The organism is Methylobacterium oryzihabitans (assembly GCF_004004555.2).
Taxonomy (GTDB): Bacteria; Pseudomonadota; Alphaproteobacteria; order Rhizobiales; family Beijerinckiaceae; genus Methylobacterium; species Methylobacterium oryzihabitans.
Genome location: NZ_SACP01000028.1, coordinates 58,972 through 78,394 on the forward strand (window position 1 = coordinate 58,972; position 19,423 = coordinate 78,394).

The 19,423-nt window shown below is 74.9% G+C and carries 19 protein-coding genes and 1 tRNA gene; 6 read left to right on the top strand and 14 right to left on the bottom strand.

Going from position 1 to position 19,423, the window contains the following annotated elements:
* Window positions 1-53: 53 nt before the first annotated feature.
* The 3 genes from secE to EOE48_RS22445 all read right to left on the bottom strand — a co-directional run bounded on the left by secE (window position 54) and on the right by EOE48_RS22445 (window position 2,430).
* On the bottom strand, window positions 54-374 hold the full coding sequence (secE, locus tag EOE48_RS22435) for a preprotein translocase subunit SecE (protein ID WP_127733110.1): 321 nt from the start codon (window positions 372-374) through the stop codon (window positions 54-56).
* Window positions 375-568: 194 nt separating this feature from the next.
* Window positions 569-645, bottom strand: a tRNA-Trp gene (locus EOE48_RS22440).
* A gap of 21 nt (window positions 646-666) precedes the next feature.
* Complete coding sequence (locus tag EOE48_RS22445; RefSeq protein ID WP_127733111.1) at window positions 667-2,430, bottom strand: glycosyltransferase family 2 protein; 1,764 nt, start codon at window positions 2,428-2,430, stop codon at window positions 667-669.
* A gap of 114 nt (window positions 2,431-2,544) precedes the next feature.
* Between EOE48_RS22445 and EOE48_RS22450 the strand changes: the two genes are divergently transcribed.
* The 4 genes from EOE48_RS22450 to trmB all read left to right on the top strand — a co-directional run bounded on the left by EOE48_RS22450 (window position 2,545) and on the right by trmB (window position 6,242).
* Window positions 2,545-3,408, top strand: coding sequence for a transporter substrate-binding domain-containing protein (locus EOE48_RS22450; RefSeq protein ID WP_127733112.1), 864 nt, complete (start codon window positions 2,545-2,547; stop codon window positions 3,406-3,408).
* A gap of 289 nt (window positions 3,409-3,697) precedes the next feature.
* Window positions 3,698-4,105, top strand: a complete 408-nt coding sequence (locus EOE48_RS22455; RefSeq protein WP_127733113.1) for a helix-turn-helix domain-containing protein — start codon at window positions 3,698-3,700, stop codon at window positions 4,103-4,105.
* Window positions 4,106-4,242: 137 nt separating this feature from the next.
* The gene (gene metK / locus EOE48_RS22460; RefSeq protein ID WP_127733114.1) at window positions 4,243-5,421 is read left to right on the top strand and encodes a methionine adenosyltransferase; all 1,179 of its coding nucleotides are present in this window, start codon (window positions 4,243-4,245) and stop codon (window positions 5,419-5,421) included.
* Between the two features lie 110 nt (window positions 5,422-5,531).
* On the top strand, window positions 5,532-6,242 hold the full coding sequence (gene trmB, locus EOE48_RS22465) for a tRNA (guanine(46)-N(7))-methyltransferase TrmB (RefSeq protein WP_187371513.1): 711 nt from the start codon (window positions 5,532-5,534) through the stop codon (window positions 6,240-6,242).
* Window positions 6,243-6,284: 42 nt separating this feature from the next.
* Here the strand turns inward: trmB and EOE48_RS22470 are convergent, their stop codons facing one another.
* On the bottom strand, window positions 6,285-6,530 hold the full coding sequence (locus tag EOE48_RS22470; RefSeq protein ID WP_246154712.1) for a hypothetical protein: 246 nt from the start codon (window positions 6,528-6,530) through the stop codon (window positions 6,285-6,287).
* A gap of 140 nt (window positions 6,531-6,670) precedes the next feature.
* Between EOE48_RS22470 and EOE48_RS22475 the strand changes: the two genes are divergently transcribed.
* Complete coding sequence (locus EOE48_RS22475; protein ID WP_127733116.1) at window positions 6,671-8,443, top strand: HWE histidine kinase domain-containing protein; 1,773 nt, start codon at window positions 6,671-6,673, stop codon at window positions 8,441-8,443.
* A 9-nt stretch (window positions 8,444-8,452) separates the two neighbouring features.
* Here EOE48_RS22475 and EOE48_RS22480 read toward each other — a convergent pair whose 3' ends face one another.
* From EOE48_RS22480 to EOE48_RS22495, 4 genes are all read right to left on the bottom strand, one after another.
* A complete protein-coding gene (locus tag EOE48_RS22480; RefSeq protein WP_127733117.1) occupies window positions 8,453-9,316 on the bottom strand; it encodes a hypothetical protein in 864 nt (287 codons plus the stop codon).
* Between the two features lie 340 nt (window positions 9,317-9,656).
* The gene (locus EOE48_RS22485; protein WP_127733118.1) at window positions 9,657-10,952 is read right to left on the bottom strand and encodes a hypothetical protein; all 1,296 of its coding nucleotides are present in this window, start codon (window positions 10,950-10,952) and stop codon (window positions 9,657-9,659) included.
* Window positions 10,953-10,960: 8 nt separating this feature from the next.
* Window positions 10,961-12,661 (bottom strand): Hsp70 family protein, encoded by a 1,701-nt coding sequence (locus tag EOE48_RS22490; protein WP_127733119.1) that lies wholly within the window; start codon window positions 12,659-12,661, stop codon window positions 10,961-10,963.
* A 371-nt stretch (window positions 12,662-13,032) separates the two neighbouring features.
* On the bottom strand, window positions 13,033-13,644 hold the full coding sequence (locus EOE48_RS22495; protein WP_127733120.1) for a J domain-containing protein: 612 nt from the start codon (window positions 13,642-13,644) through the stop codon (window positions 13,033-13,035).
* Between the two features lie 113 nt (window positions 13,645-13,757).
* On the opposite strand from EOE48_RS22495, the gene EOE48_RS22500 reads away from it, so the two are divergent.
* Window positions 13,758-14,033 carry a BolA family protein gene (locus EOE48_RS22500; RefSeq protein WP_127733121.1) on the top strand — a complete coding sequence of 92 codons (276 nt, stop codon included), beginning with the start codon at window positions 13,758-13,760 and terminating at the stop codon, window positions 14,031-14,033.
* On the opposite strand, the gene EOE48_RS22505 is transcribed toward EOE48_RS22500, so the two are convergent.
* The 6 genes from EOE48_RS22505 to EOE48_RS22530 form a co-directional block, all read right to left on the bottom strand.
* Window positions 13,972-15,222: an MFS transporter gene (locus EOE48_RS22505; protein ID WP_127733122.1), complete on the bottom strand. Its 1,251-nt coding sequence runs from the start codon at window positions 15,220-15,222 to the stop codon at window positions 13,972-13,974. The two genes, EOE48_RS22500 and EOE48_RS22505, sit on opposite strands and share 62 nt — an antisense overlap.
* A 111-nt stretch (window positions 15,223-15,333) precedes the next feature.
* On the bottom strand, window positions 15,334-15,675 hold the full coding sequence (locus tag EOE48_RS22510) for a hypothetical protein (protein WP_127733123.1): 342 nt from the start codon (window positions 15,673-15,675) through the stop codon (window positions 15,334-15,336).
* A 269-nt stretch (window positions 15,676-15,944) separates the two neighbouring features.
* A complete protein-coding gene (ybaK, locus tag EOE48_RS22515; protein WP_127733124.1) occupies window positions 15,945-16,421 on the bottom strand; it encodes a Cys-tRNA(Pro) deacylase in 477 nt (158 codons plus the stop codon).
* 30 nt (window positions 16,422-16,451) lie between these two features.
* A complete protein-coding gene (gene bla, locus EOE48_RS22520; RefSeq protein ID WP_127733125.1) occupies window positions 16,452-17,318 on the bottom strand; it encodes a class A beta-lactamase in 867 nt (288 codons plus the stop codon).
* 182 nt (window positions 17,319-17,500) lie between these two features.
* Window positions 17,501-18,811, bottom strand: a complete 1,311-nt coding sequence (locus EOE48_RS22525; RefSeq protein ID WP_127733126.1) for a BatD family protein — start codon at window positions 18,809-18,811, stop codon at window positions 17,501-17,503.
* Window positions 18,805-19,423 (bottom strand): hypothetical protein (locus EOE48_RS22530; RefSeq protein ID WP_127733127.1); only part of this gene is annotated, 619 nt, incomplete at its 5' end. The genes EOE48_RS22530 and EOE48_RS22525, both read right to left, overlap by 7 nt.

Genomic DNA, 19,423 nt, shown 5'->3' on the forward strand with positions numbered 1-19,423 from the left:
TGCGCGACGTTTAGCCGGCGGCAGCCCCGGGGGCGACGGGGAACGATGCAGTTTCAGGCCCCGATCCCCAGGACGAGGGTGACGGCGTAGCGCAGCACCTGATCGACCACGGTGAAGAACACGCTCGCCACCACCACCATGACGAACACCATCAGGGTGGTGACGAGGGTCTCCTTGCGGGTCGGCCACGTGACCTTGCGGCCCTCGTCGCGGACCTGGCTCAGGAATTCGAGCGGCCCGACCCGCTTGGCCGCGGGGCGGCTCGGCGGGGTGGGCGTGCCGCCGCCACCGCTGCCGCCGCCGGTCCGGCCGGCGGCGTTGCGGGCCGGGGAACGGCCGAGGTCGAGTTTCTTCGTCGCTTCGTTCGATGCCATGGCCGCAAAAACCAACGCGCCCGAACCAACGGCGCCGCGGAGCCTGGACAACCCAAGCCCGCGCCGCCGCCCTGTTCGATCTGGGATGGGCGCAGCGTCTAGCGCAAGTGATCGCGCTTGTCGACTGGCTCCGGACCGGACGGGGCCGATGCCGTTCGCCGCTGCGTCGTGGAAAATGAAAGGATCCGCCGCCCTGGCAGGAGTGGAGGGACTCGAACCCCCAACCCCCGGTTTTGGAGACCGGTGCTCTGACCAGTTGAGCTACACTCCTAGGGCGCCGCGGCGCGCCCGCTCATTGCCGCAAGGCCGGTCGGGATGCAAGGGAAATGTCTCGGCGCAGCGCCCCGGAGCGCGAGGTGCGGGCGAGGCCGTGCTCGGTCTTGTTCCAGCGGGCGGGCGCGCGGATCAGTTCGAGGACGCCGAGCCAGGCCGCGACGCCGACGAGGCCGTAATAGAGCGGCAGCACCGCGACCCAGGGCAGCAGCCGCCACCAGCCGCGCCGGACGCAGCCGAGCGCCGCCGGCAGCAGCATCGCGCCGAGCCCGGCCGCGAACAGCACGAGACTCACCCCGAGGGTGAAGCTCGCGAGCGGGTCCGATCCGTCGAGCGGCAGGGTCAGGAAGCGCCACGCGGCGCAGGTCATCAGGACCGGGTAGACCAGCGCCGACAGCACGGTGCCGAGGATCAGCGAGGCGGCGCAGAGCAGGCCGAGGGGGCCGAGGCGCCGGAGGTTGTCGCCGGGATGGCGGCCGTGGGTGATCGCGGTCTGGAGGAAGCCCTTCATCCAGCGCGTGCGCTGGCGCAGCCAGGGCCGGAGCGTGGACGGCGCCTCCTCCAGGGTCGCGAGCGGCAGGTCGCCGACCTGGTAGCCGGCGAGCGCCAGCCGCATCCCGAGATCGGCATCCTCGGTGACGTTCCAGGCGTCCCAGCCGTGCAGCGCGCGCAGCACCTCGGTGCGGAAATGGGTCGTGGTGCCGCCGAGCGGCACCGGCAGCCGCCACGCCGAGAGCGCCGGACCGAGCACGTCGAACAGGGCGGCGTATTCGAGGGTGAAGCAGCGGGTGAGCCAGGAATCGTCGGTGTTGTCGATGACGAGCCGGCCCTGGAGGCAGGCGGTCCGCCGCGGGGCCGCGGCGAAGGCCGCGGCGGCACTGCGCAACTGCCCCGAATCCGGCGCGTCCTCGGCGTCGTAGACGACGAGGTACTCGCCGCGGGCGAGCGGCAGCGCGACGTTGAGCGCCCGCGGCTTGGTGCGCGGCATCCCGGCGGGCGCCACCACGACCTCGAACCGGGCAAGGTCCCGGGCGGCGGCCAGGGCCGCGGCGGTGTCGGCGTCGTCCTCCTCGATCACGATCGTCAGGTCGAGCTTGGCGGCCGGGTAGTCGAGGGCGGCGAGCGCCCGCAGCAGGGCCGGCACCACCGCCGCCTCGCGGTGCAGGGCGACCAGCACGGTGTAGACCGGCAGCGCCGCGTCGTCCCGAGCCGGTTCGGGCGCCGGCGCGGGTTCGATCGCGAGGGCGGCGAGCCGGAAGGTCGTCGCGGCGAGAAGCAGCAGGTTGAAGGCGGTCAGGAGCCCGAGCTGCACCACCGTCGGCGCCACGGCGAGCGGCGGCAGGGACAGCAGGACGAGGGCGGCGGCCAGCGTCTGGAGCGGCGTCGGGCCGGGGCGGTAGGCCCAGGCCGGGCGGTGGCGCCCGAGCGCCTCCGCGGCCTCGGCGGCGGCCGCCGCGCCGCGCGGCGCCACGGCGACGCCGCCCCCGGCGAGGCCGACCGCGCCGGCGAGCGCGTCGTGCGGGAACCGGGCAAGCGGCCCGGGCTCGATCCGCGCGCCGAGGTAGCGCGCCCCGACCGCCCGGGCGAGGGCACGGTAGTAGGCGTCCTCGTCCATCAGCCGATGGCCGAGCAGGGCGTCGACCCCGGCAGTGCCCTCCCGCCGGGCGAGCGCGGCGGCCCGGATCAGCGGCTCGGGCCGCACGCCCTGCCAGAGCAGGAACGACAGGTCGGCCGGCAGGTCGAGCGGAACTGCCGGAACGGCGGGACGGGACCGGAACGACATGGCGGACGGCCTCCCGGGGCGGCGGGATCGTGCTAGAGCGAGCCTATGGCCCTCCGCTCCCCCGAGACAGATCCCGCGCTCCGCGCCCGCCGATTCCGCGCGACCGTGGCGCAGATGCCGCAGCGTCAACCGGGCCGGTGGTTCGCGGCGCGGCTCGCCGGCTGCCTCGCCGCCCTGCTGGCCGGCGCGGCGGTGGCGGCGGCGGCCGAGGATCCAGTCGCGATCCCGAACTTCTGGAACCCGCGGGCGCGGCTGGAGCGTCCGGAGCCGCCCCAGGCCGCCCGGCCGATCCGCTTCCTCACCGACGACGAGTTTCCGCCGCTGCACTTCGCCGGACCTGACGGCAACCCGACCGGCTTCTCGGTCGAGCTCGCCCGGGCGGTGTGCGAGAAGCTCGCCCTGACCTGCACCGTGCAGACCCGGCGCTTCGACACGCTGCTCGATGCGCTCGCCGACAAGCAGGGCGACGTGGTCGCCGCCGCGATCCCGCTGACGCCGGGCCTGCGCGAGCGCTTCCTCGCGACCCGGCCGTATTTCCGCTGGCCGGCCCGGTTCGTCGCCCGCACCGATCGCAACCTGCCCCCGCCCTCCGCCGAGGCGCTCGCCGGCCACGGTGTCGGGGTCGTGGCCGGCACCGCGCACGAGGCCTACCTCAAGGCGTTCTTCCGAGCCTCGCCGCGGGTTTTTCCGGACCTCGCCAGCGCCGAGGCGGCGCTCAGGCGCGGCGAGATCGGCTACCTGTTCGCCGACGGCGTCGGCCTCGCCCTGTGGCTCGGCGGCACCGAGGCGGCGGGCTGCTGCGCCTTCACGGGCGGCGACTACCTCGAGAACCGCTATTTCGGCGAGGGCATCGGCCTCGTCACCCGGCCGGAGGACGAGGCGCTCGCCCGCGCCCTCGACGACGCGCTCCAGCGGCTGTGGGACGAGGGCAAGTACGCGGAACTCTACCTGCGCTTCTTCCCCGTGAGCCCGTTCTGATCCGCCCGGGTCATTGGGACTAAGCAGATTTCGCAAAAGTGGTAGCCGGTTTTGCGACAAAAATCTGCGACAGATCAAGAATCTAAGCGGACGAAGCGTTGGCGTGCCAACGCAAGTCTGCTGAGTCCGGGCGGCCGATTCCGCCGACCCGGACGCGGTGCGACCCGGCGAACCCGTTCCGCCGCCGGAGCGCGGCGTTTACCCCATCGCAAGGTTCGGCCGACAACAATCGAGTCATCCCCGACCGATGCCCAGGCGCCGCGCGCCGGCAGCCTTCAGCGAACCCCCCATGGCCGGCAGACCCGCGGACGAACGTGATGTCCGGATCGGCGAGCGGATCGAGCAGTTGCGCCTGAACCGGCGCATCTCCCGCGAGACGCTGGCGGGGCATCTCGGCATGTCGCCGTCGCAGCTCGGCAAATACCTCAAGGGCAGCAACCGCTTGAGCGCCACCGACCTGAACGCGATCAGCCATGCGCTGGCCATGCCGATCGACTACTTCCTCGACGGCATCCCGCGCCTCGAACCGCTGGTCGCCGGGTTCGGCGAGCCGCCGCAGGCGCCGATGGACGGCGCTTCGTGGCCCGGCTTCGCCGGGGCGGTGGCCGACGCCGCCGGGAGCCATCTCGACCCGGCCCGCCGCCGCGACCTCGCCGCGATGGTCCAGGCCCTCGACCGCGCCCTCGCCGCCCGGTGAGTGGCGTTCGGTAAAGCGAACAAATCCGCCCCTTCACGTTGACCCGTCCGGCGGCAGGTGCCACAACCGCGCCCCAGCGAGGATGCGAAGCCATGCGTCGGCGAACGACGCGCTCGCCGACCCAAGGGGCCTGACCCATGCCGCGTTCCAACTACCTGTTCACGAGCGAATCGGTGTCCGAGGGGCACCCGGACAAGGTCTGCGACCGCATCTCCGACACCGTCGTCGACGCCTATCTGGCGGCGATGCCCGAGGCCCGCCTCGGCGTCGAGACCCTCGCCACCACCAACCGCATCGTGATCGCCGGCGAGGTGCGCGGCCCCGAATCGGTGACCTTCGCCGACCTCGAGGACCTGACCCGTCAGGCGGTCAGGGACATCGGCTACGAGCAGGACGGCTTCCACTGGAAGAACAACGACGTCCAGATCTACCTGCACGCCCAGTCCGCCGACATCGCCCAGGGCGTCGACGCCGCCGGCAACAAGGACGAGGGCGCGGGCGACCAGGGCATCATGTTCGGTTACGCCACCGACGAGACCCCGGCCCTGATGCCGGCGCCGATCTACTACGCCCACAAGATCCTCAAGGACCTCGCCGACGCCCGCAAGGCCGGCCAGGGCCCCGCCGCCAAGCTCGGCCCCGACGCTAAGAGCCAGGTCACGGTGCGCTACGAGGACGGCCGCCCGGTCGAGGCGACCCAGATCGTGCTCTCGACCCAGCACCTCGACGAATCGCTCGACTCGAAGGACGTGCGCGCCATCGTCGAGCCCTACATCCGCTCGGCGCTGCCGGAATCCTGGGTCAGCGACCACACGGCGTGGCACGTCAACCCGACCGGCAAGTTCGTCATCGGCGGCCCCGACGGCGATTGCGGCCTGACCGGCCGCAAGATCATCGTCGACACCTACGGCGGCGCGGCCCCCCACGGCGGCGGCGCGTTCTCGGGCAAGGACCCGACCAAGGTCGACCGCTCGGCGGCCTACGCGGCGCGCTACCTCGCCAAGAACGTCGTCGCGGCCGGCCTCGCCCGCCGGGCGACGATCCAGCTCTCCTACGCCATCGGCGTCGCCAAGCCGCTGTCGATCTACGTCGACCTGCACGGCACCGGCGAGATCGACGAGGCGCGGCTGGAGGGCGTGCTCGGCGACATCCTCGACCTGTCGCCCCGCGGCATCCGCACCCATCTCGGCCTCAACAAGCCGATCTACGCCCGCACCGCGGCCTACGGCCATTTCGGCCGCGAGCCCGACGCCGACGGCGGCTTCTCGTGGGAGAAGCTCGACCTCGTCCAGGCGCTGAAGTCGGCCCTGGCCTGATCCCGCGGCCGCGCCCCGCGCCCGGCCGATCGCGACACTCGCTGCGGCGGAGTGGTTTCCACTCCGCCGCAACCCGTTCAGGGGGACCCGCCTCCCCCGCTTCCTCGCGCATGATGACCCAGAACGATTCCCCCGAGGCGCCCGAGCGGAGCCGCGCCTTCTACGGCCGGCGCAAGGGCAAGCGCCTGCGGGCGGTGCAGGAAGGCCGCCTCGACGACCTGCTGCCCCGCCTGCGTGTGCCGGAGGGCGACGGGCCGCTCGATCCGGCCGCCCTGTTCCCGCGGCCGGTGGACGACGTGTGGCTGGAGATCGGCTTCGGCGGCGGCGAGCACCTCGCCGCCCAGGCCGCCCGCCACCCGCGGGTCGGCCTCATCGGCTGCGAGCCGTTCGTCAACGGCGTGGTCAAGCTCCTGCGCACGGTCGAGGAGCAGGACCTCGACGCCGTGCGGGTCTGGGACCGCGACGCGATGGAACTGCTGCCGCGCCTGCCCGACGCGAGCCTCGGGCGCGTCTTCCTGCTCTATCCCGATCCCTGGCCCAAGCGCCGCCAGCGCAAGCGCCGCTTCGTCTCCGACGAGAGCCTCGCCGAGATCGCCCGGGTGCTGCGCCCGGGCGGCGAGTTCCGCTTCGCCTCCGACATCGACGACTACGCCGGCTGGACCCTGGTGCGGACGGCCCGGTGCCCGGCCCTGCGCTGGACCGCGGCGCGGGCGGCCGACTGGACCGCGCCGTGGCCGGACTGGCCGGGCACCCGCTACGAGATCAAGATGAGCGCGACCGGCCGGCGCCCGACCTATCTCACCTTCCGGCGCGAGGGGTGAGATCAGGCGAAAGCGCCGCGGCTCAGAAGAGGGCGCCGCGGCTCACGCGAGCGTGCCGCGCAGGGCGTCGACCGCCCGGCCGAGCATCGCCTCGGCCCCGGGCCGGAACGTCAGCTCGGTCTCGCTCGCGTCGATCAGCCCGGCCTTCTCCAGTTCCTCGACCGCCTGCGGATCGGCGGCGTGGCCGGCCCCGTCGAGTCGGATCACGCTCGAGACCTTCTGTCCGCTGTTCAACTGGTGATAGGCTGCGAAGGCGAAGACCGAGAGAGCCTTGTCGCTGAGTGCCATGAGGGTCATCATCCTCGGACGGCCGAGCCTCGGCGGCATCGGCGCGAGACGGCGAAGGGCGGCCTGCCCGGGGATCGGGTGGCCGGACGCGGTGGCCCAACGCCCGGGGCGGCGGTCCGTTCGGAGGCCGGCCGAGATCGATGAGTGACGAGTTGCGCGACGAGGCGGCGAACGACACGGGAGGGCGAAGCGAGGCGGCGGGGCCATGGTCCCGGATCGCCCTCGCGGCGGCGCCGGTCGGCATCCTGTGCGTGCAGGCGCCCGAGGACCGGATCGTCCTGGCCAACCCGCATCTGTGCGCCCTGCTGGGCACGAGCGCGGCGGAGTTGACCGGCCGACCTCTCGCCGACCTGCGCCGGGACGCGGGCCGCCCCCTGTCCGGGCCGGACGAGGAACGCTGGCGGCGGCCGGACGGGCGCGCCGTCTGGGTCCGGGTCACCCCGGGCGAGGTCCGCGACGGCGTCCGGGTGCTGGCGGTCGCGGGGGCCGATGCCGGCGCCGAGGCCCGCTCGGGCCAGACGCGGCTCGCCCTCGCGGCCGCGGGCCTCGGCGACTGGAGCCTCGACGCCCGCACCGGCGAGGTCACCCTGTCGGACCGCGCCGCCGAGATCCTCGGCTGGCCGGCGGGCCGACCGGTCGACTGGGAGGCGATGAAGCTGCGGATCGACCGGGACGACGCCGAGCGGGCGCGCTCGGTGGTGCAGGAGGCCCTCGCCGACGGGCGCGCCTACGCGGTCGAGGTCCGCTACCGGCGCGGCGAGGCGGGGCCGCTGGTCTGGGTCTCGGTCCGCGGGCAGGCGACGCTGGGCCCCGACGGGGCGCCGTCCGGGATGGCCGGCGTGGTCCAGGACGTCACCGCCCGCGAGGAGGCGCGTCGCGCCCTCTACGAGCGCGAACAGCGCCTGCGGGTCGCGACCTCGGTCGCCGCCCTCGGCATCTTCGAGTGGCACGTGCTCGACGACCAGGCGATCTGGGAGAACGAGCGCATGTGGGAGATCTTCGGGCGCCGGCCCCAGGACGGCACCATCGGCATGACCGAGTTCTTCAGCACCGCGATGCATCCCGAGGACCGGCCGGCCTTCCGCGCCGCGGTCGCGGCGTCGCTGCACGGCGAGGGGGTGCTGCACGCCTCCGGCCGGGTCCGCCGGGCCGACGACGGCGCGTGGCGGACGATCGAGATGGCCGGCCGGTTCGAGCGCGACACGCCCGGCGGCCTGCCGCGGCGCCTGATCGGGGTCGTGGCCGACATCACCGACCGGCGCCTCGCCGAGGAGCGCCAGACGCTGCTGATCCGCGAATTGCACCACCGGGTGAAGAACACCCTCGCCACCGTGCAGGCGATCGTCGGCTCCACCGCCCGCACCGCGTCGAGCATCGAGGACTTCTACGAGGCGTTCGTCGGCCGGATCATGTCGCTCGCCCACACCCATTCGGTGCTGACCGAGGACGTGTGGCAGACCGCCTCCCTGCGCACCCTGCTGGAGAACGAGCTGCGGCCCTACGGCGACGGTGGGTTCGAGCCGAAGACGGGCGGGCGCATCGTCCTCGACGGGCCGGCGGTCGACCTCGCCTCGGAGGTGGCGGTGCCGATCGGCATGGCGATCCACGAGCTCACCACCAACGCGGCGAAGTACGGCGCGCTCTCGACGCCCCGCGGCCGGGTGACGATCCGCTGGAGCCTGGAGCCCGGCGAGCCGCGGGACCGGCTGCGGTTCGAGTGGCGCGAGAGCGGCGGACCGCGAGTCGCCGCGCCGACCCGGCGCGGCTTCGGTTCGCGGCTGCTGCAGCGGGTGCTGACGACCCAGGTCCAGGCCGACGTCGCGATCGACTACGCACCCGAGGGCCTGCGGCTCACCATGTCGGCGCCGCTGCCGCCGCGCACGCCGGCGAACAGCGCGCTCGCGGCGCTGTGAGCGCCGGGGTCATGCCGGCCGGGTGCGCGACTCTCCGCCCTCGCCGCCCTCGGCGATGAACGCCTTGAGTTCGTCGAGCGACCGGAACCGGAACTTGCCGCCCGGCGTGTCGGCCTCGATCGTGCCGTCGGCGAACATCGCGTAGGTGTTGCCCCCCGACGCATAGGTGCCGACGATCGCGTTCTCCTCCTCGGCCGGCGGCGCTTCGGGCTCCGGCACAGTCCCGGGCTCCGGCACCGTCTCGGGCGCGGTCTCCGGCGGCGGGGCCGGCTCGGCGGGCTCGGGCATCGGCAACTCGAACGGCTCGGGCTCGGCCCGGTTCAGCCGCAGCTCGGCGGCCGCCGCGGCCGCGTCGTCACGGGGCGCGGCCGGTTCCGGGAGGCGATCGGCCGGCGGATCGAAGGTCGGCTCGGACCGGCCCGGCGCGGGTTTCCCGTCCGACACGCCGGCGGCGAGGGCGGCCGCACCGGCGACGCCGGCCCCGCCGAGCATCGCGGCCACCGGCGGGTGCGCCGGCGCGGGCGGCGTGGGAGCGGCGGGCATGGCGGCGGCGGGCATGGGGCTGGCGGGCATGAGGCTGGCGGGCATGGGGGCAGCCGGCGGCAGGGTGGGCGGCTCGGGCCGGATCGGCGCGGGGGCGGGGTCCCGGCGCTCGGCCGGGCGGGGCGCGTCGCGCAGCGCCAGCTCGATCCGGCGCAGGCGGCCCAGCAGAGCCGCGAGGCCGAGCACGACCGCCCCGCCGGAGGCCGCCACGCTGCCGGCGATCACCATCGTCCAGCCGACCTCCAGCCGCACGTAAGGGATCCCCTGCACCACGCTGGCAAGGCCGCCGAGCAGCATCGCCAGGGCGAGGACGAACAACGCAACGACCATCACAGCCCCAAACCTCGAACGGGCCGGGCCCGCGTCGGCGCAGCAATACGGAATCGACGCCCGATTGCAAAATCCGTCCCCGGGCTGCGCCGGGCCATCCCGGAGGAGCCGGCGGCGTCTCCTCCCCGGGGAGTCGGAGAGGCGCGGGGGAGCGAGGATCCCGCACGGGCCGTCGCGTCGCGCGGCGGCCGAGCGAAGACGGTCGCCAAGTCAGGTCGCCCAAGTCAGGTCGCCCAAGTCAGGTCGCCCAAGTCAGGTCGCCCAAGTCAGGTCGCCCAAGTCGCGTGTTCAAGTCGCGTGCCCGGGTCGCGGAGCCGTCGCTCGGAAGCCGGACGACCGTTCACCGGCCGCGGGCGAGGCGGTCGGCGAGGCTGATGAGCCCGGCATACGGGAACAGGAGCGGGAACGCCCCGAACCACGCGAGGAGGAGCCAGTTCCAGATTCCGATCGGGACGCTGGCCTTCCGCAGACGGGCCGCGCGCTCGCCCGGCGCGTAGACTCCCTTGCGGCCGGCGCGCCGGGCGGCGCGGGCGGCTCCGCCGACGAGAATCCGGTCGGCCCACCACGCCGTCGCGCCGGCGGTGCCGATCCACACCGCGAGCGCGAGAAGCCCGACCACGCCGGCCGCGACGCCCTCCACCTCGCCCTCGGTGGCGAGCACCGAGAGGCCAAAGGACAGCCACAGCCCGGAGAGGACCGCGAGCGCCGTGCCCCAGCGCCGGTGCGCGATCGCCCACAGATGCGGCGCCAGCAGCGCGAGGACCGGGACACGGCGCGGGACGGGGGCGCGCCGGCGCAGCGCCTCGTAGACGGCGAGCGCCCGCGGATGCCCGTCGAGGAAGGCCCGGGCGTCGCCGGACCCGAGCGGCAGGCGAGTCCCGGGGCCGGCCCAGACCAGCACCGTCGCCGGGTCGTCGGGATCGGGCGGCAGCACGTCGCGCATCACCTGGACGGCGAGGGCGGCATCGCCGGGTGGCAGGCTGGCGGCGAGCACCGCGTCCTCCCGCGGCCAGCCGAAGACCGGCGCGGCCAGCAGCAGCGCCGGCCGGGTCGCGGCGACGCGGCGGGCGGTGAGCCGGCCGTCCGGCTCCCGCCACGCCGCGAACAGCGCCTGCAGCAGCGCCGCCTCCAGGTCCCGGCGCGGCTCGTGCGGCAGCCGCCGCGCCCGGGCGAGCCAGTCCGCGAGGTCGTCGCCGGCGCCCCGGTCGAGGGGCGGCAGGTGTTCGGCGAGGTGGAAGGCCTGCGCCCAGTCCGCCCCGCCCGCCTCCAGGGGCGCCACGTCGACCACCACCGGAGACGGCGGCTCCGGCGGGGTCACGTCCTCGACCTGTGGATCCAGGTCGCGCACGACCGGCGCGGCGATCACCTCGGGTGCAGGCTCCGGCGCCGCGGCGGGGGAGAAGGCCGCCGCCGGCTCCGGCACCGGCGGGGCGTCGTCGCCCGGCTCGGCGGGCTCGTCCGGCGGGTCGCGCCGGGCCTCGGCGAGCGCCCGGTCGCGGGCGGCGAGCAGCGCCTGAAATCCTTCGGGGTCGTCGTCCGGCCGGGTCTGCTTGAGGCGGCGGGCATAGGCGCGGCGGATCGCGGCGGCGTCGCGCGTCGGGGCGAGGTCGAGCAGGGCCCAGGCGGCGTCGGTCATCCGGCGCCTCAGAACCGGAAGCGGTGGTCGTCGAGGCGGTCGAGGTCGGCGGCGAAGGCCGCCCGCACCGCGGCGGCATCGGCGCCCGACGCCTCGGTGATCGCGCGCTCGAACCGCGCCACCCGCTCGGCGACGTGCTGGCGCATCTCGCCGCGCAGCTCGGCGTAGAGCGCCTCGGCGCGGGCGAGAAGGGCGCGGTTCTCGGCCTGATCCCGGGGCGCGAGCTTGATCGCCGCGAGCGCGGCGAAGCGGGCGTCGAGTTCGGCCTCGTCGAGGTTGGCGCCGTTGCGAAACACCTGCCGGTGGCGCAGGCCGGTCGAGAGCACCGCGACCTCGACCTCGAGGGCGCCGTTGATGTCGTAGGTGAAGCGCACCTCGGCGGTCTCGGCCCCGGCCGGCGCCTTCGGCACGGTGACGGGGATCTCGCCGAGCGCGACGTTGTCGTCCGGGCGCAGGCTCTCGCCCTGGAAGACCTGCACGGCGATCCGGGTCTGGTCGTCGTGGATCGTCGTCACGGCGTGGGCCCGGCTCACCGGCACGGCGGCGTTGCGCTCGATGATCGGCAGCATGACCTGGGTCGCGGCGGCGGTGCGGGCGTTCTCGGTGACGGCGATGCCGAGGGTGAACGGGCACACGTCGGTCATCACCACCTCGTCGAGGGCGGCGTGGCGGGCCTTGAGCCCGGCCTGGACCGCGGCGCCCTGCGCCACGACGGTGTCGGGATCGACATGGACCAGCGGCAGGCGCCCGAACAGCCGGGCGACGAGGCTGCGGATCACCGGCATCCGGGTCGCGCCGCCGACCAGCACCACCCCGTCGAGGTCGGCCAGCCGCTTGCCGGAATCCGTCAGGGCCCGCTCCAGCGGCGCCCGCAGGCGGTGGAGCAGCGGGGCCGCCGCCTCCTCGAACCGCGCCCGCGCCACGGCCCCCTGGCGGACCCGGTCGCAGAGCAGGATCTCGTAGCGGGTCTCCGGCGCGCCGGTGAGGCCGCGCTTGACCGCCTCGGCGACGCGCAGGACCCGGGCGCGCTCGCCGGGCGGCAGCGCGCCGTCGAGGGCGATGCCCTGGTCGGCGGCGATCAGCCCGGCGAGGAGGGCGGTGAAGTCGTCGCCGCCGAGCGCGACGTCGCCGGCGGTGGCGCGCACCTCCATCACGCCCTCGTAGAGTTCGAGCAGCGACACGTCGAAGGTGCCGCCGCCGAGGTCGAAGACCAGCACTGCGCCCTCGCGCCGGCTCTCGACGCCGTAGGCGAGGGCGGCGGCGGTCGGCTCGTTGACCAGCCGCTCCACCGGCAGGCCGGCGAGCCGCGCCGCGTCGAGCGTCGCCTTGCGCTGGATGTCGTTGAAGTAGGCGGGGACCGAGATCACCGCCTCGGCGAGGGCGGTGCCGAGATGCGCCTCGGCGTCGGCCTTGAGGCTCTTGAGCACCAGCGCCGAGAGTTCCTCCGGCCGGAAGCTCTGCCCGCGGCCGAGGCGGGCGACGTGGCCCGAGCCCATCCAGCGCTTGAACGAGGCGACGGTGCGCTCGGGATGGGTCGCGAGGCGCTCGCGCGCGGCGCGGCCGACCAGCACCGACCCGTCGGAATCGAGCCCGACCACCGAGGGCGTGAGCGGCTCGCCGACCGCGTTCGGGATCAGGCGCGGCCCCTCCGGCGTCCACACCGCCGCGGCGGAGTTGGTGGTGCCGAGATCGATCCCGATGATCGCCATGCCGTATCCCCAGGCCGTTGCCGATGGGGCAGGAGCATCGACGGATCGGTCGCGGGGTTCAACCCCGTGGGCAGCGCGGCCCGGTGATGCGATATCCGATCGATCGCTGTCGCGATGCAGTTTTCGGCTTCGCTCAGACGCCGCGCGGGCTGCGGATACGCTGTCCGGACGTGACCATCAGGGGAAAACGTATCAGTTGTTCACCTGCTTTGCCGTCCCTCACGGATGAAACGGGGCGGCGGTCGTCTGCATCCGTTCCGCTCGTCGAAGGCGGCATTCTCTGTGGCGCGCCTCCCCTCTCCCGAGTGGGAGAGGGGATCCCGCGATTAAGATCTTGGCCGTAAATTCAGAGGTTTGGAGCCGGTTTCCGTCTAACACATCCCGGCGGCGCGCAGGGTGTCGTGGGCGCGGATGATGTCGCGCAGGCGGTCCTCGAACGAGCGGTCGCCGCCGTTGGCGTCGGGGTGGAAGCGCTTCACCAGCACCTTGTACTGCGCCTTGATCGCCGCCGCGTCGGCGGTCTCGTCGAGGCCGAGCACGTCGAGGGCCTTGCGCACCGGCGCCGAGAAGCGCGGCGGCTGCGGCTCGGCCTTCTGGCGCCCCTGCGGCCCGACGCCGGCGGCGCGCAGGACGCCCAGGGGGTCGACGTAGTCCCAGTCGCGGGTCGCGGCCTCGGGCTTCGCCTCGCCGCGGCCGACGCCCATGGTCCAGGTCGGCCGGTGGCCGATCATCGCGTCCTTCTGGAAGGCCTGGACCGCCGCGTCGTTCATCCCGGCGAAGTAGTTGTACGACGCATTGTACTCGCGCACGTGGTCCATGCAGAAGCGCCAGTACTGGCCCTCCTGCTTGCGGCCCTTGGGCGCCCGGTAGAGGCCGGGCCGGGCGCAGCCGGGCCGCTCGCATCCCGGCCCCGCCGACGGCTTGGCGTCGTCGCAGGTCGGCTTGATGCGGATGCGGTCGAACAGGGGCGAGTTGAGATCCATGACGGGGCGATTATGAGGGGAGGGAAGCGTGACACAAGGGCTCCGGGCCTGATGCCGCAGGCGCCGCCGGACGGCTTGACGCCCGGAACGGACCCGGAACCGAAGGAGTAGCGATGAGTCTGGAAACCTGGATCAGGACGACGCTGGAGGAGCGGCTGGCGCCGCTCGCCCTCACCGTCGAGGACGAGTCCCACCGCCATGCCGGGCATGCCGGCTGGCGCGAGGGCGGGGAAACGCACTTCAACGTCGATGTGGTGTCGGCGGCCTTCGAGGGAAAGAGCCGCGTCGAGCGGCACCGGATGGTGAACGCGCTCCTCGACGAGGCGTTCACGCGGGGTCTGCACGCCCTGGCGCTGCGGGCGCGCACGCCGGCCGAGGCGGAGCGCTGACCGGCGCCTGCGGCGCCCGGGCGTAGAGCGCGGTCGCGGCGAGCAGGGCGAGGCCGAAGGCGAGAAAAAGGCGGCCGTAGAGCGTCGCCGGATCGAGGCCCCCGGCCCGCAGCACGAACGCCGCCGAGAGCGCCTGGACCGCGCAGGCGCCGCCCATGAACACGATGTTCATCAGCGCGACGCCGCGGCCGAGGAGATGGGCCGGGAAGAACAGCCGCCCATGCGCCATCAGGATCGCGTAGCTCAGCCCGGCGGCGCCGATCAGCGCCAGCAGCGCCACCGCCCCGGCCGGGGAGCGGGCGCCGAGGAGCCCGAGCGCCACGAAGGCGAGCCCGGTGACGAGGCAGCCGGCGAGCGCCGTGCGCTTGGGCTCGCCGACCCACCGTTCCAGCGGGCCGTAGCCGATGCCGCCGAGCGCCATCGCGACGCTCATCGCCAGGGTGCCGTTGCCGCGCGCCAGCGTGTCGAAGCCGTGCACCTCGGCGAAATAGCCGCCGACCCATAGCGAGCGGGTCGCGATCACCACCGCGTAGCTCACGAACACGACCGGGAAGATGAACCACAACGGCCGCATCGCCGCGACGGCGGCGAATCCGCCGAGCAGGGACGGCCCGGCCTGTCCCGGCGTGCCCGGCGCGTTGAGCCGGGGCGGGTCGCGGATCAGCGCGACGATGAGCGCCGCGGTCGCGGCGGTGAGGACGGCGAGCGCGGCGAGGATCGGGCGCCAGCCGAAGGCCCGCACCGCGAGCGCCAGCGGCGCCGAGCCGAGGATGTCGCCGGCGGTGCCGAGCCCGATCATCATTGAGGACAGCATCGCGAAGCGTCCGGGCGGGTAGAGCCGGCCGAACAGGTAGAGCCCGCCCATCAGCGCCGGGGCGCAGCCAAACCCGATCAGCACCATCGCGGCGAGCGCCATCCCGAAGCCGTGGGCGAGCGCCAGCACCGCGCCGCCGAGGGCGGCCAGCACCAGGAACCCCGCCACGGTGCCGCGCGGACCGAACCGGTCGAGGCACAGCCCGGTCGGGACCTGCCCGGCCGCGAAGGCGCCGAACCACGACGCCGACAGGATCGCGAGGTCGGCGGCGCTCAGCCCGAGGTCGCGCCCGAGATCCGGCGCCACGATCGCCAGGAAGCCGCGGTCGAACTGGCTGATCGTGTAGGCGAGGAGCAGGACGAGGAAGGCCGTCACGGCGGGTCCCTGGGGGTGCGGCGGGCGGCCTGCCGCCGCGGGGCGACCGTCCTACACCACCCGGCCGCCGGCGATCAGGGGGCGGGGGCGCAGCGGGCGCATGCCGCCTCGTCATGAGCACGGACGCAGGCGCCGGCCGTAGGGATCGTCGACCCCGAGCGGCGGGGTGAAGCCGTAGTAGCTCGGCTTGGACAGGCCGTAGGCCGAGCCGACGTAGCTCGGATCCTCCGGGGCGTTGGTCGGGATCGTGCCGTAGCCGAGCGGGCAGCGGACCGGGACCGCCGGCCGCGGCAGCCGGAAGCTGCCCGGGGACGGCTCGCCGTCGCCGCGGGGGAAGTAGCGCGGCATCGCCTCGATGGCGGGCGGGGGGAGGGGCCCGAGCAGGTCGGCCGCGCCGGCGGGACCACACAGGGCGAGGAGAGCCGCGCCCCAGAGCCAGCCGCCGCGTCGCATTCTAGACTCCTGTCCTGTGGCCGCTTGGACAGCATGCGAAAAAATGGGCGCGGGATCCCCTCTCCCGAGTGGGAGAGGGGTAGGGGTGAGGGTGGAGACGGTTCCGAAAACGGCTCGAAGGTCGAGCTGCGCAGCTCGACGGTCCGCATCTCATCCTGAACCCGAGCCACCCTCACCCCCGGCCCCTCTCCCACTCGGGAGAGGGGGGATCCCGCGCCCCTTCGTCGTCCGCACCGCCGTTCCTGCCCCCGAGCCTGACCACCCGACGGTTAATCGTCAGTTACGGCGGCGGTCCGCGCACCGAGCAGCGCGACGAGGTCGCCCGGCGCGAGCCGGACCTGGAGCCCGCGCTGGCCGCCATTGACGAAGATCGCCTCCTGGCCGAGCGCCGAGGCGTCGACGAGGGTCGGCACCGCCCGCTTCTGGCCGAGCGGGCTGATCCCGCCGACATGGTAGCCGGTCGCCCGCTCGGCATCGGCCGGGCGCATCATCGCGGCCGACTTGGCGCCGAACGCCGCCGCGAGCTTCTTGAGCGACGCCTCGCGGTCGGAGGGCACGAGCGCGCAGACCGGCTTGCCGTCAGCGAGCGCCATCAGGGTCTTGAACACCTGCGCGGGCGCGACCCCGAGAGCCTCGGCCGCCTGGAGGCCGATCCGCGGCGCGTCCGGGTCGTAGGCGTAGGCGTGGACGCTGTGGGGCACGCCGGCGCGGACGAGGGCCTGGGTGGCGCGGGTGGTCTTCGACATCGGGCGGTCCGGGTGTGGGCTCGCCCGGTCTTAGCCGGCGGCGAAGGTCGCGGCCACCAGCCGGCCGACCTCGGCGTGCAGGGCGTTGCGCGCGTCGGGCGTCGCCGGCGAGCCCGTGAGGTAGACCGCAGCCAGCAGCGGCGCGGCGTTCGGGCGGCGCACCAGCGCCACCACGTTGGCGGTGCCGTTCTCGCCGGTCCCGGTCTTGTCGCCGACCACCCAATCCGGGGGTAGCCCCGCCCGCAGCCGCTTGGCGCCGGTCGGGCTCGCGACCATCCAGCCGATCAGCCGCTCGCGCGAGGCCGGCGCGAGGGCGTCGCCGAGGAGCAGGCGCCCGAGCAGGCCGACCATCGCCGTCGGGCTCGTGGTGTCGCGGGGATCGCCCGGCGCGGCCTCGTTGAGGGTCGGCTCGGTGCGGTCGAGCCGCGTGACCGCGTCGCCCTGCCGGCGGATGAAGGCCGTCAGGCCCTCCGGGCCGCCGAAGGTCGCGAGCATCAGGTTGGCGGCGGTGTTGTCGCTCCACACCACCGCGGCGGCGCAGAGGTCGGCGAGGCTCATCCCGCCCTCCCTCACCCGCTCGCGGGTGACCGGCGCGTAGTCCAGGAGGTCGCCCGGGCCGTAGGCGATCCTGCGTTCCAGGCTGTCCTCGCCGGCATCGGCCCGCGCCAGCACCGCCGCGGCGGCCACCGCCTTGAAGGTGCTGCACAGCGGGAAGCGCTCGCCCGCCCGGTGCTCCAGGCGCCGCCCGCTGCCGGTGTCGAGCACCGCGACGCCGAGCCGGCCGCCGTCCTTCCGCTCCAGGGCGGCGAGCGCGTCGGCGGCGTCGGCCCGGGCGGTCCCCGGCAGGAGGCCGAGGCCGGCCCCGATGACGACGGCGCGGCGGGTGAGGTCGGGCATGGGAGGCTCCCCGGTTCGGTGTTGCGGGTCGGCCGGCACGGGGCCGGCGGCGGGGTGTTTCGCCCGTCGAGGGGGCTCCGGCAACCCGGGCCGGGCTCCGACCCTCCCCCCTCTGCGGGGAAGGGTGGCGAGCGGAGCGAGCGCAGCGGGACGAAGTCCCGCCGAGAGGGGATCGCAACAGCTCAGGATTTGGCGCGCGTCACCGCGGTCGCGACGTCTCCGGAGGCGGCGTCCCCTCTCCCGCCCGGCATTCGCCGGGCACCCTCCCCCGCAGAGGGGGGGAGGGTTCGCCCCGGGGCGCCCGGATGGCTATCCCCCGCCGCCCGCTCCAGCACCCGCACCAGCCGGCGCAGGTCCGGCACCGGCCCGGTTCCCGCGCCGAACAGCGCCCGGTCGAAGGCCGCCAGTTCCGGCCCGGCGCGCGGGTCGGTCCGCCAGCCGGCGACCAGGGCCGGCGCGGTGCGGGCGAGGGCGGCGATCCCGGCGCGCAGGCCGGCGGCGTCGCCCCGGCGGGCGGCACGGCGCAGGGGGCGCAGGGCAAGCGCGAGCGGCGAGGGCGGACGGGTCCAGGCGCGCCACAGCGCCAACCCGGCCAGGAACGCCGCGAGCCCGACCAGGGCGGCGCGGAGCGGGGAGGGCGTCGGCGCCGGCGCCTCGTCGGCGACCGGCGCCGGCCGGCTGCCGACGATCCGGGCCGGGATCTCGGCCTCCCGCAGGGTGCGGGCGCCGGTGTCGAACCACGGGATGCGGATCGCCTCCAGGGTCACGCGCTCGGCGACGCCGGGGCGCACGTCCCACTGGTAGGTCGCCCGCGCCAGCGGGCCGGCGGGGGTGATGACCGTCTGGCGCTCGGTCGGCCCGGCGAAGGTGAGCACGCCGCGGGTGCGCATCACCGGGCGCGGCGGCAGCCCGTCGGCGGTCAGGCCGCTCGCCTCGACCGTCACGGTGCGGCGGGCGGACTCGCCGACCTTCAGGGTCTCGGGCTCCGGGCTCCAGGCGTCGGTGACGGTCACCGACCCGGCCGGCAGCCACCACGGCTCCCTGGCGTCCGGCCCGCCCGGGCCGGTCCAGTCCGCGACCGCGACGGGCAGGGGGGCCGAGCGCACGTCGATCACCCGGCGGGTGCCGTCCTCCGCGACGGTGAGCCGGTGGGTGAACGGCTCGATGGTGAAGCGCCCGGCATGTTGGGGAAACACCGCCACCACCCGCTCGAAGCCGCGCGCCTCCTGGCCCTGGATGCTGGTCTTGAACCAGCGGTCACGGCCGAGCTGGGTCCAACTGAAGTGCTGCAATCCGGGCTGGCGCAACTCCTCCAGGGTGATCTGCGCCCGGTAGGTGCCGCGGATGCGCAGCAGCACCATCTCGCGCGGGTAGGGCGTGGCGCCGCCGCCGGTCTCGGCGGTGACCGTCAGGGTCAGGTCGCCGTCCTCGATCGCGGCGGCCGGCCCCGCCGCCAGGAGCGCGAGGAGTGCGAGGACGAGGCGGCTCACCATGGGTTGCTCCCGGGCTGGACCGCGATTCCCGCCTCCTCGCGGCGGCTGCGCTCGGCCCGCAGCCGCAGCTTGACCAGCCGGCCGGGATCGTCGGGCAGCGTCGTCAGCCAGTGCCGGTCGGCGCGGATCTCCTTGGCCTCGAAGCTCTTCGAGATCCGGCGCGCCTCGCGCTCGGCGATCTGCGACACGCTGGCATTGCCGCCGCCGGTGCGGCCGCCGCCCTCGGCGTCGCCGGCCGAGCCGCGGGCCTGCCCGCGGCCGGGATCGACCCGGGCCTGCTCGGCCTGCCCGGCCCGCGCCGCCTTCGAGGTGCCGGGCGAATCGGCGCTGGCGCTGGCCTCGCGGTTGCCCGCCAGCCCCTCGCCGACCGAGTTGTTGCCGGGGTCGTTCGGGTCCGAGGCGGTGCGGGTGGCGTAGCGGGTGCTCTGGTCGGCGCGGGCGTTGGCCTCGCCCGCCGCCCGGCCGCCGGGCGGGGGCGGCCCCTCGGCGAGGCGGGCGACCAGCTCGCGGTTGGCGAGCGCGTCCTCGTCGCCCGGGTCGCGGGCCAGCGCCGCGTCGTAGGCCGCGAGCGCCCCGGCGAGGTCGCCCGACAGCGCGAGCGCGTTGCCGCGG

What these genes read in the sequence shown, in the direction of transcription:
- secE (WP_127733110.1), bottom strand. Translation starts at nt 374, where the DNA reads ATGGCATCGAACGAAGCGACGAAGAAACTCGACCTCGGCCGTTCCCCG.
- EOE48_RS22445 (WP_127733111.1), bottom strand. Translation starts at nt 2,430, where the DNA reads ATGTCGTTCCGGTCCCGTCCCGCCGTTCCGGCAGTTCCGCTCGACCTG.
- EOE48_RS22450 (WP_127733112.1), top strand. Translation starts at nt 2,545, where the DNA reads ATGCCGCAGCGTCAACCGGGCCGGTGGTTCGCGGCGCGGCTCGCCGGC.
- EOE48_RS22455 (WP_127733113.1), top strand. Translation starts at nt 3,698, where the DNA reads ATGGCCGGCAGACCCGCGGACGAACGTGATGTCCGGATCGGCGAGCGG.
- metK (WP_127733114.1), top strand. Translation starts at nt 4,243, where the DNA reads ATGCCGCGTTCCAACTACCTGTTCACGAGCGAATCGGTGTCCGAGGGG.
- trmB (WP_187371513.1), top strand. Translation starts at nt 5,532, where the DNA reads ATGATGACCCAGAACGATTCCCCCGAGGCGCCCGAGCGGAGCCGCGCC.
- EOE48_RS22470 (WP_246154712.1), bottom strand. Translation starts at nt 6,530, where the DNA reads ATGGCACTCAGCGACAAGGCTCTCTCGGTCTTCGCCTTCGCAGCCTAT.
- EOE48_RS22475 (WP_127733116.1), top strand. Translation starts at nt 6,671, where the DNA reads ATGAGTGACGAGTTGCGCGACGAGGCGGCGAACGACACGGGAGGGCGA.
- EOE48_RS22480 (WP_127733117.1), bottom strand. Translation starts at nt 9,316, where the DNA reads ATGGTCGTTGCGTTGTTCGTCCTCGCCCTGGCGATGCTGCTCGGCGGC.
- EOE48_RS22485 (WP_127733118.1), bottom strand. Translation starts at nt 10,952, where the DNA reads ATGACCGACGCCGCCTGGGCCCTGCTCGACCTCGCCCCGACGCGCGAC.
- EOE48_RS22490 (WP_127733119.1), bottom strand. Translation starts at nt 12,661, where the DNA reads ATGGCGATCATCGGGATCGATCTCGGCACCACCAACTCCGCCGCGGCG.
- EOE48_RS22495 (WP_127733120.1), bottom strand. Translation starts at nt 13,644, where the DNA reads ATGGATCTCAACTCGCCCCTGTTCGACCGCATCCGCATCAAGCCGACC.
- EOE48_RS22500 (WP_127733121.1), top strand. Translation starts at nt 13,758, where the DNA reads ATGAGTCTGGAAACCTGGATCAGGACGACGCTGGAGGAGCGGCTGGCG.
- EOE48_RS22510 (WP_127733123.1), bottom strand. Translation starts at nt 15,675, where the DNA reads ATGCGACGCGGCGGCTGGCTCTGGGGCGCGGCTCTCCTCGCCCTGTGT.
- ybaK (WP_127733124.1), bottom strand. Translation starts at nt 16,421, where the DNA reads ATGTCGAAGACCACCCGCGCCACCCAGGCCCTCGTCCGCGCCGGCGTG.
- bla (WP_127733125.1), bottom strand. Translation starts at nt 17,318, where the DNA reads ATGCCCGACCTCACCCGCCGCGCCGTCGTCATCGGGGCCGGCCTCGGC.
- EOE48_RS22525 (WP_127733126.1), bottom strand. Translation starts at nt 18,811, where the DNA reads ATGGTGAGCCGCCTCGTCCTCGCACTCCTCGCGCTCCTGGCGGCGGGG.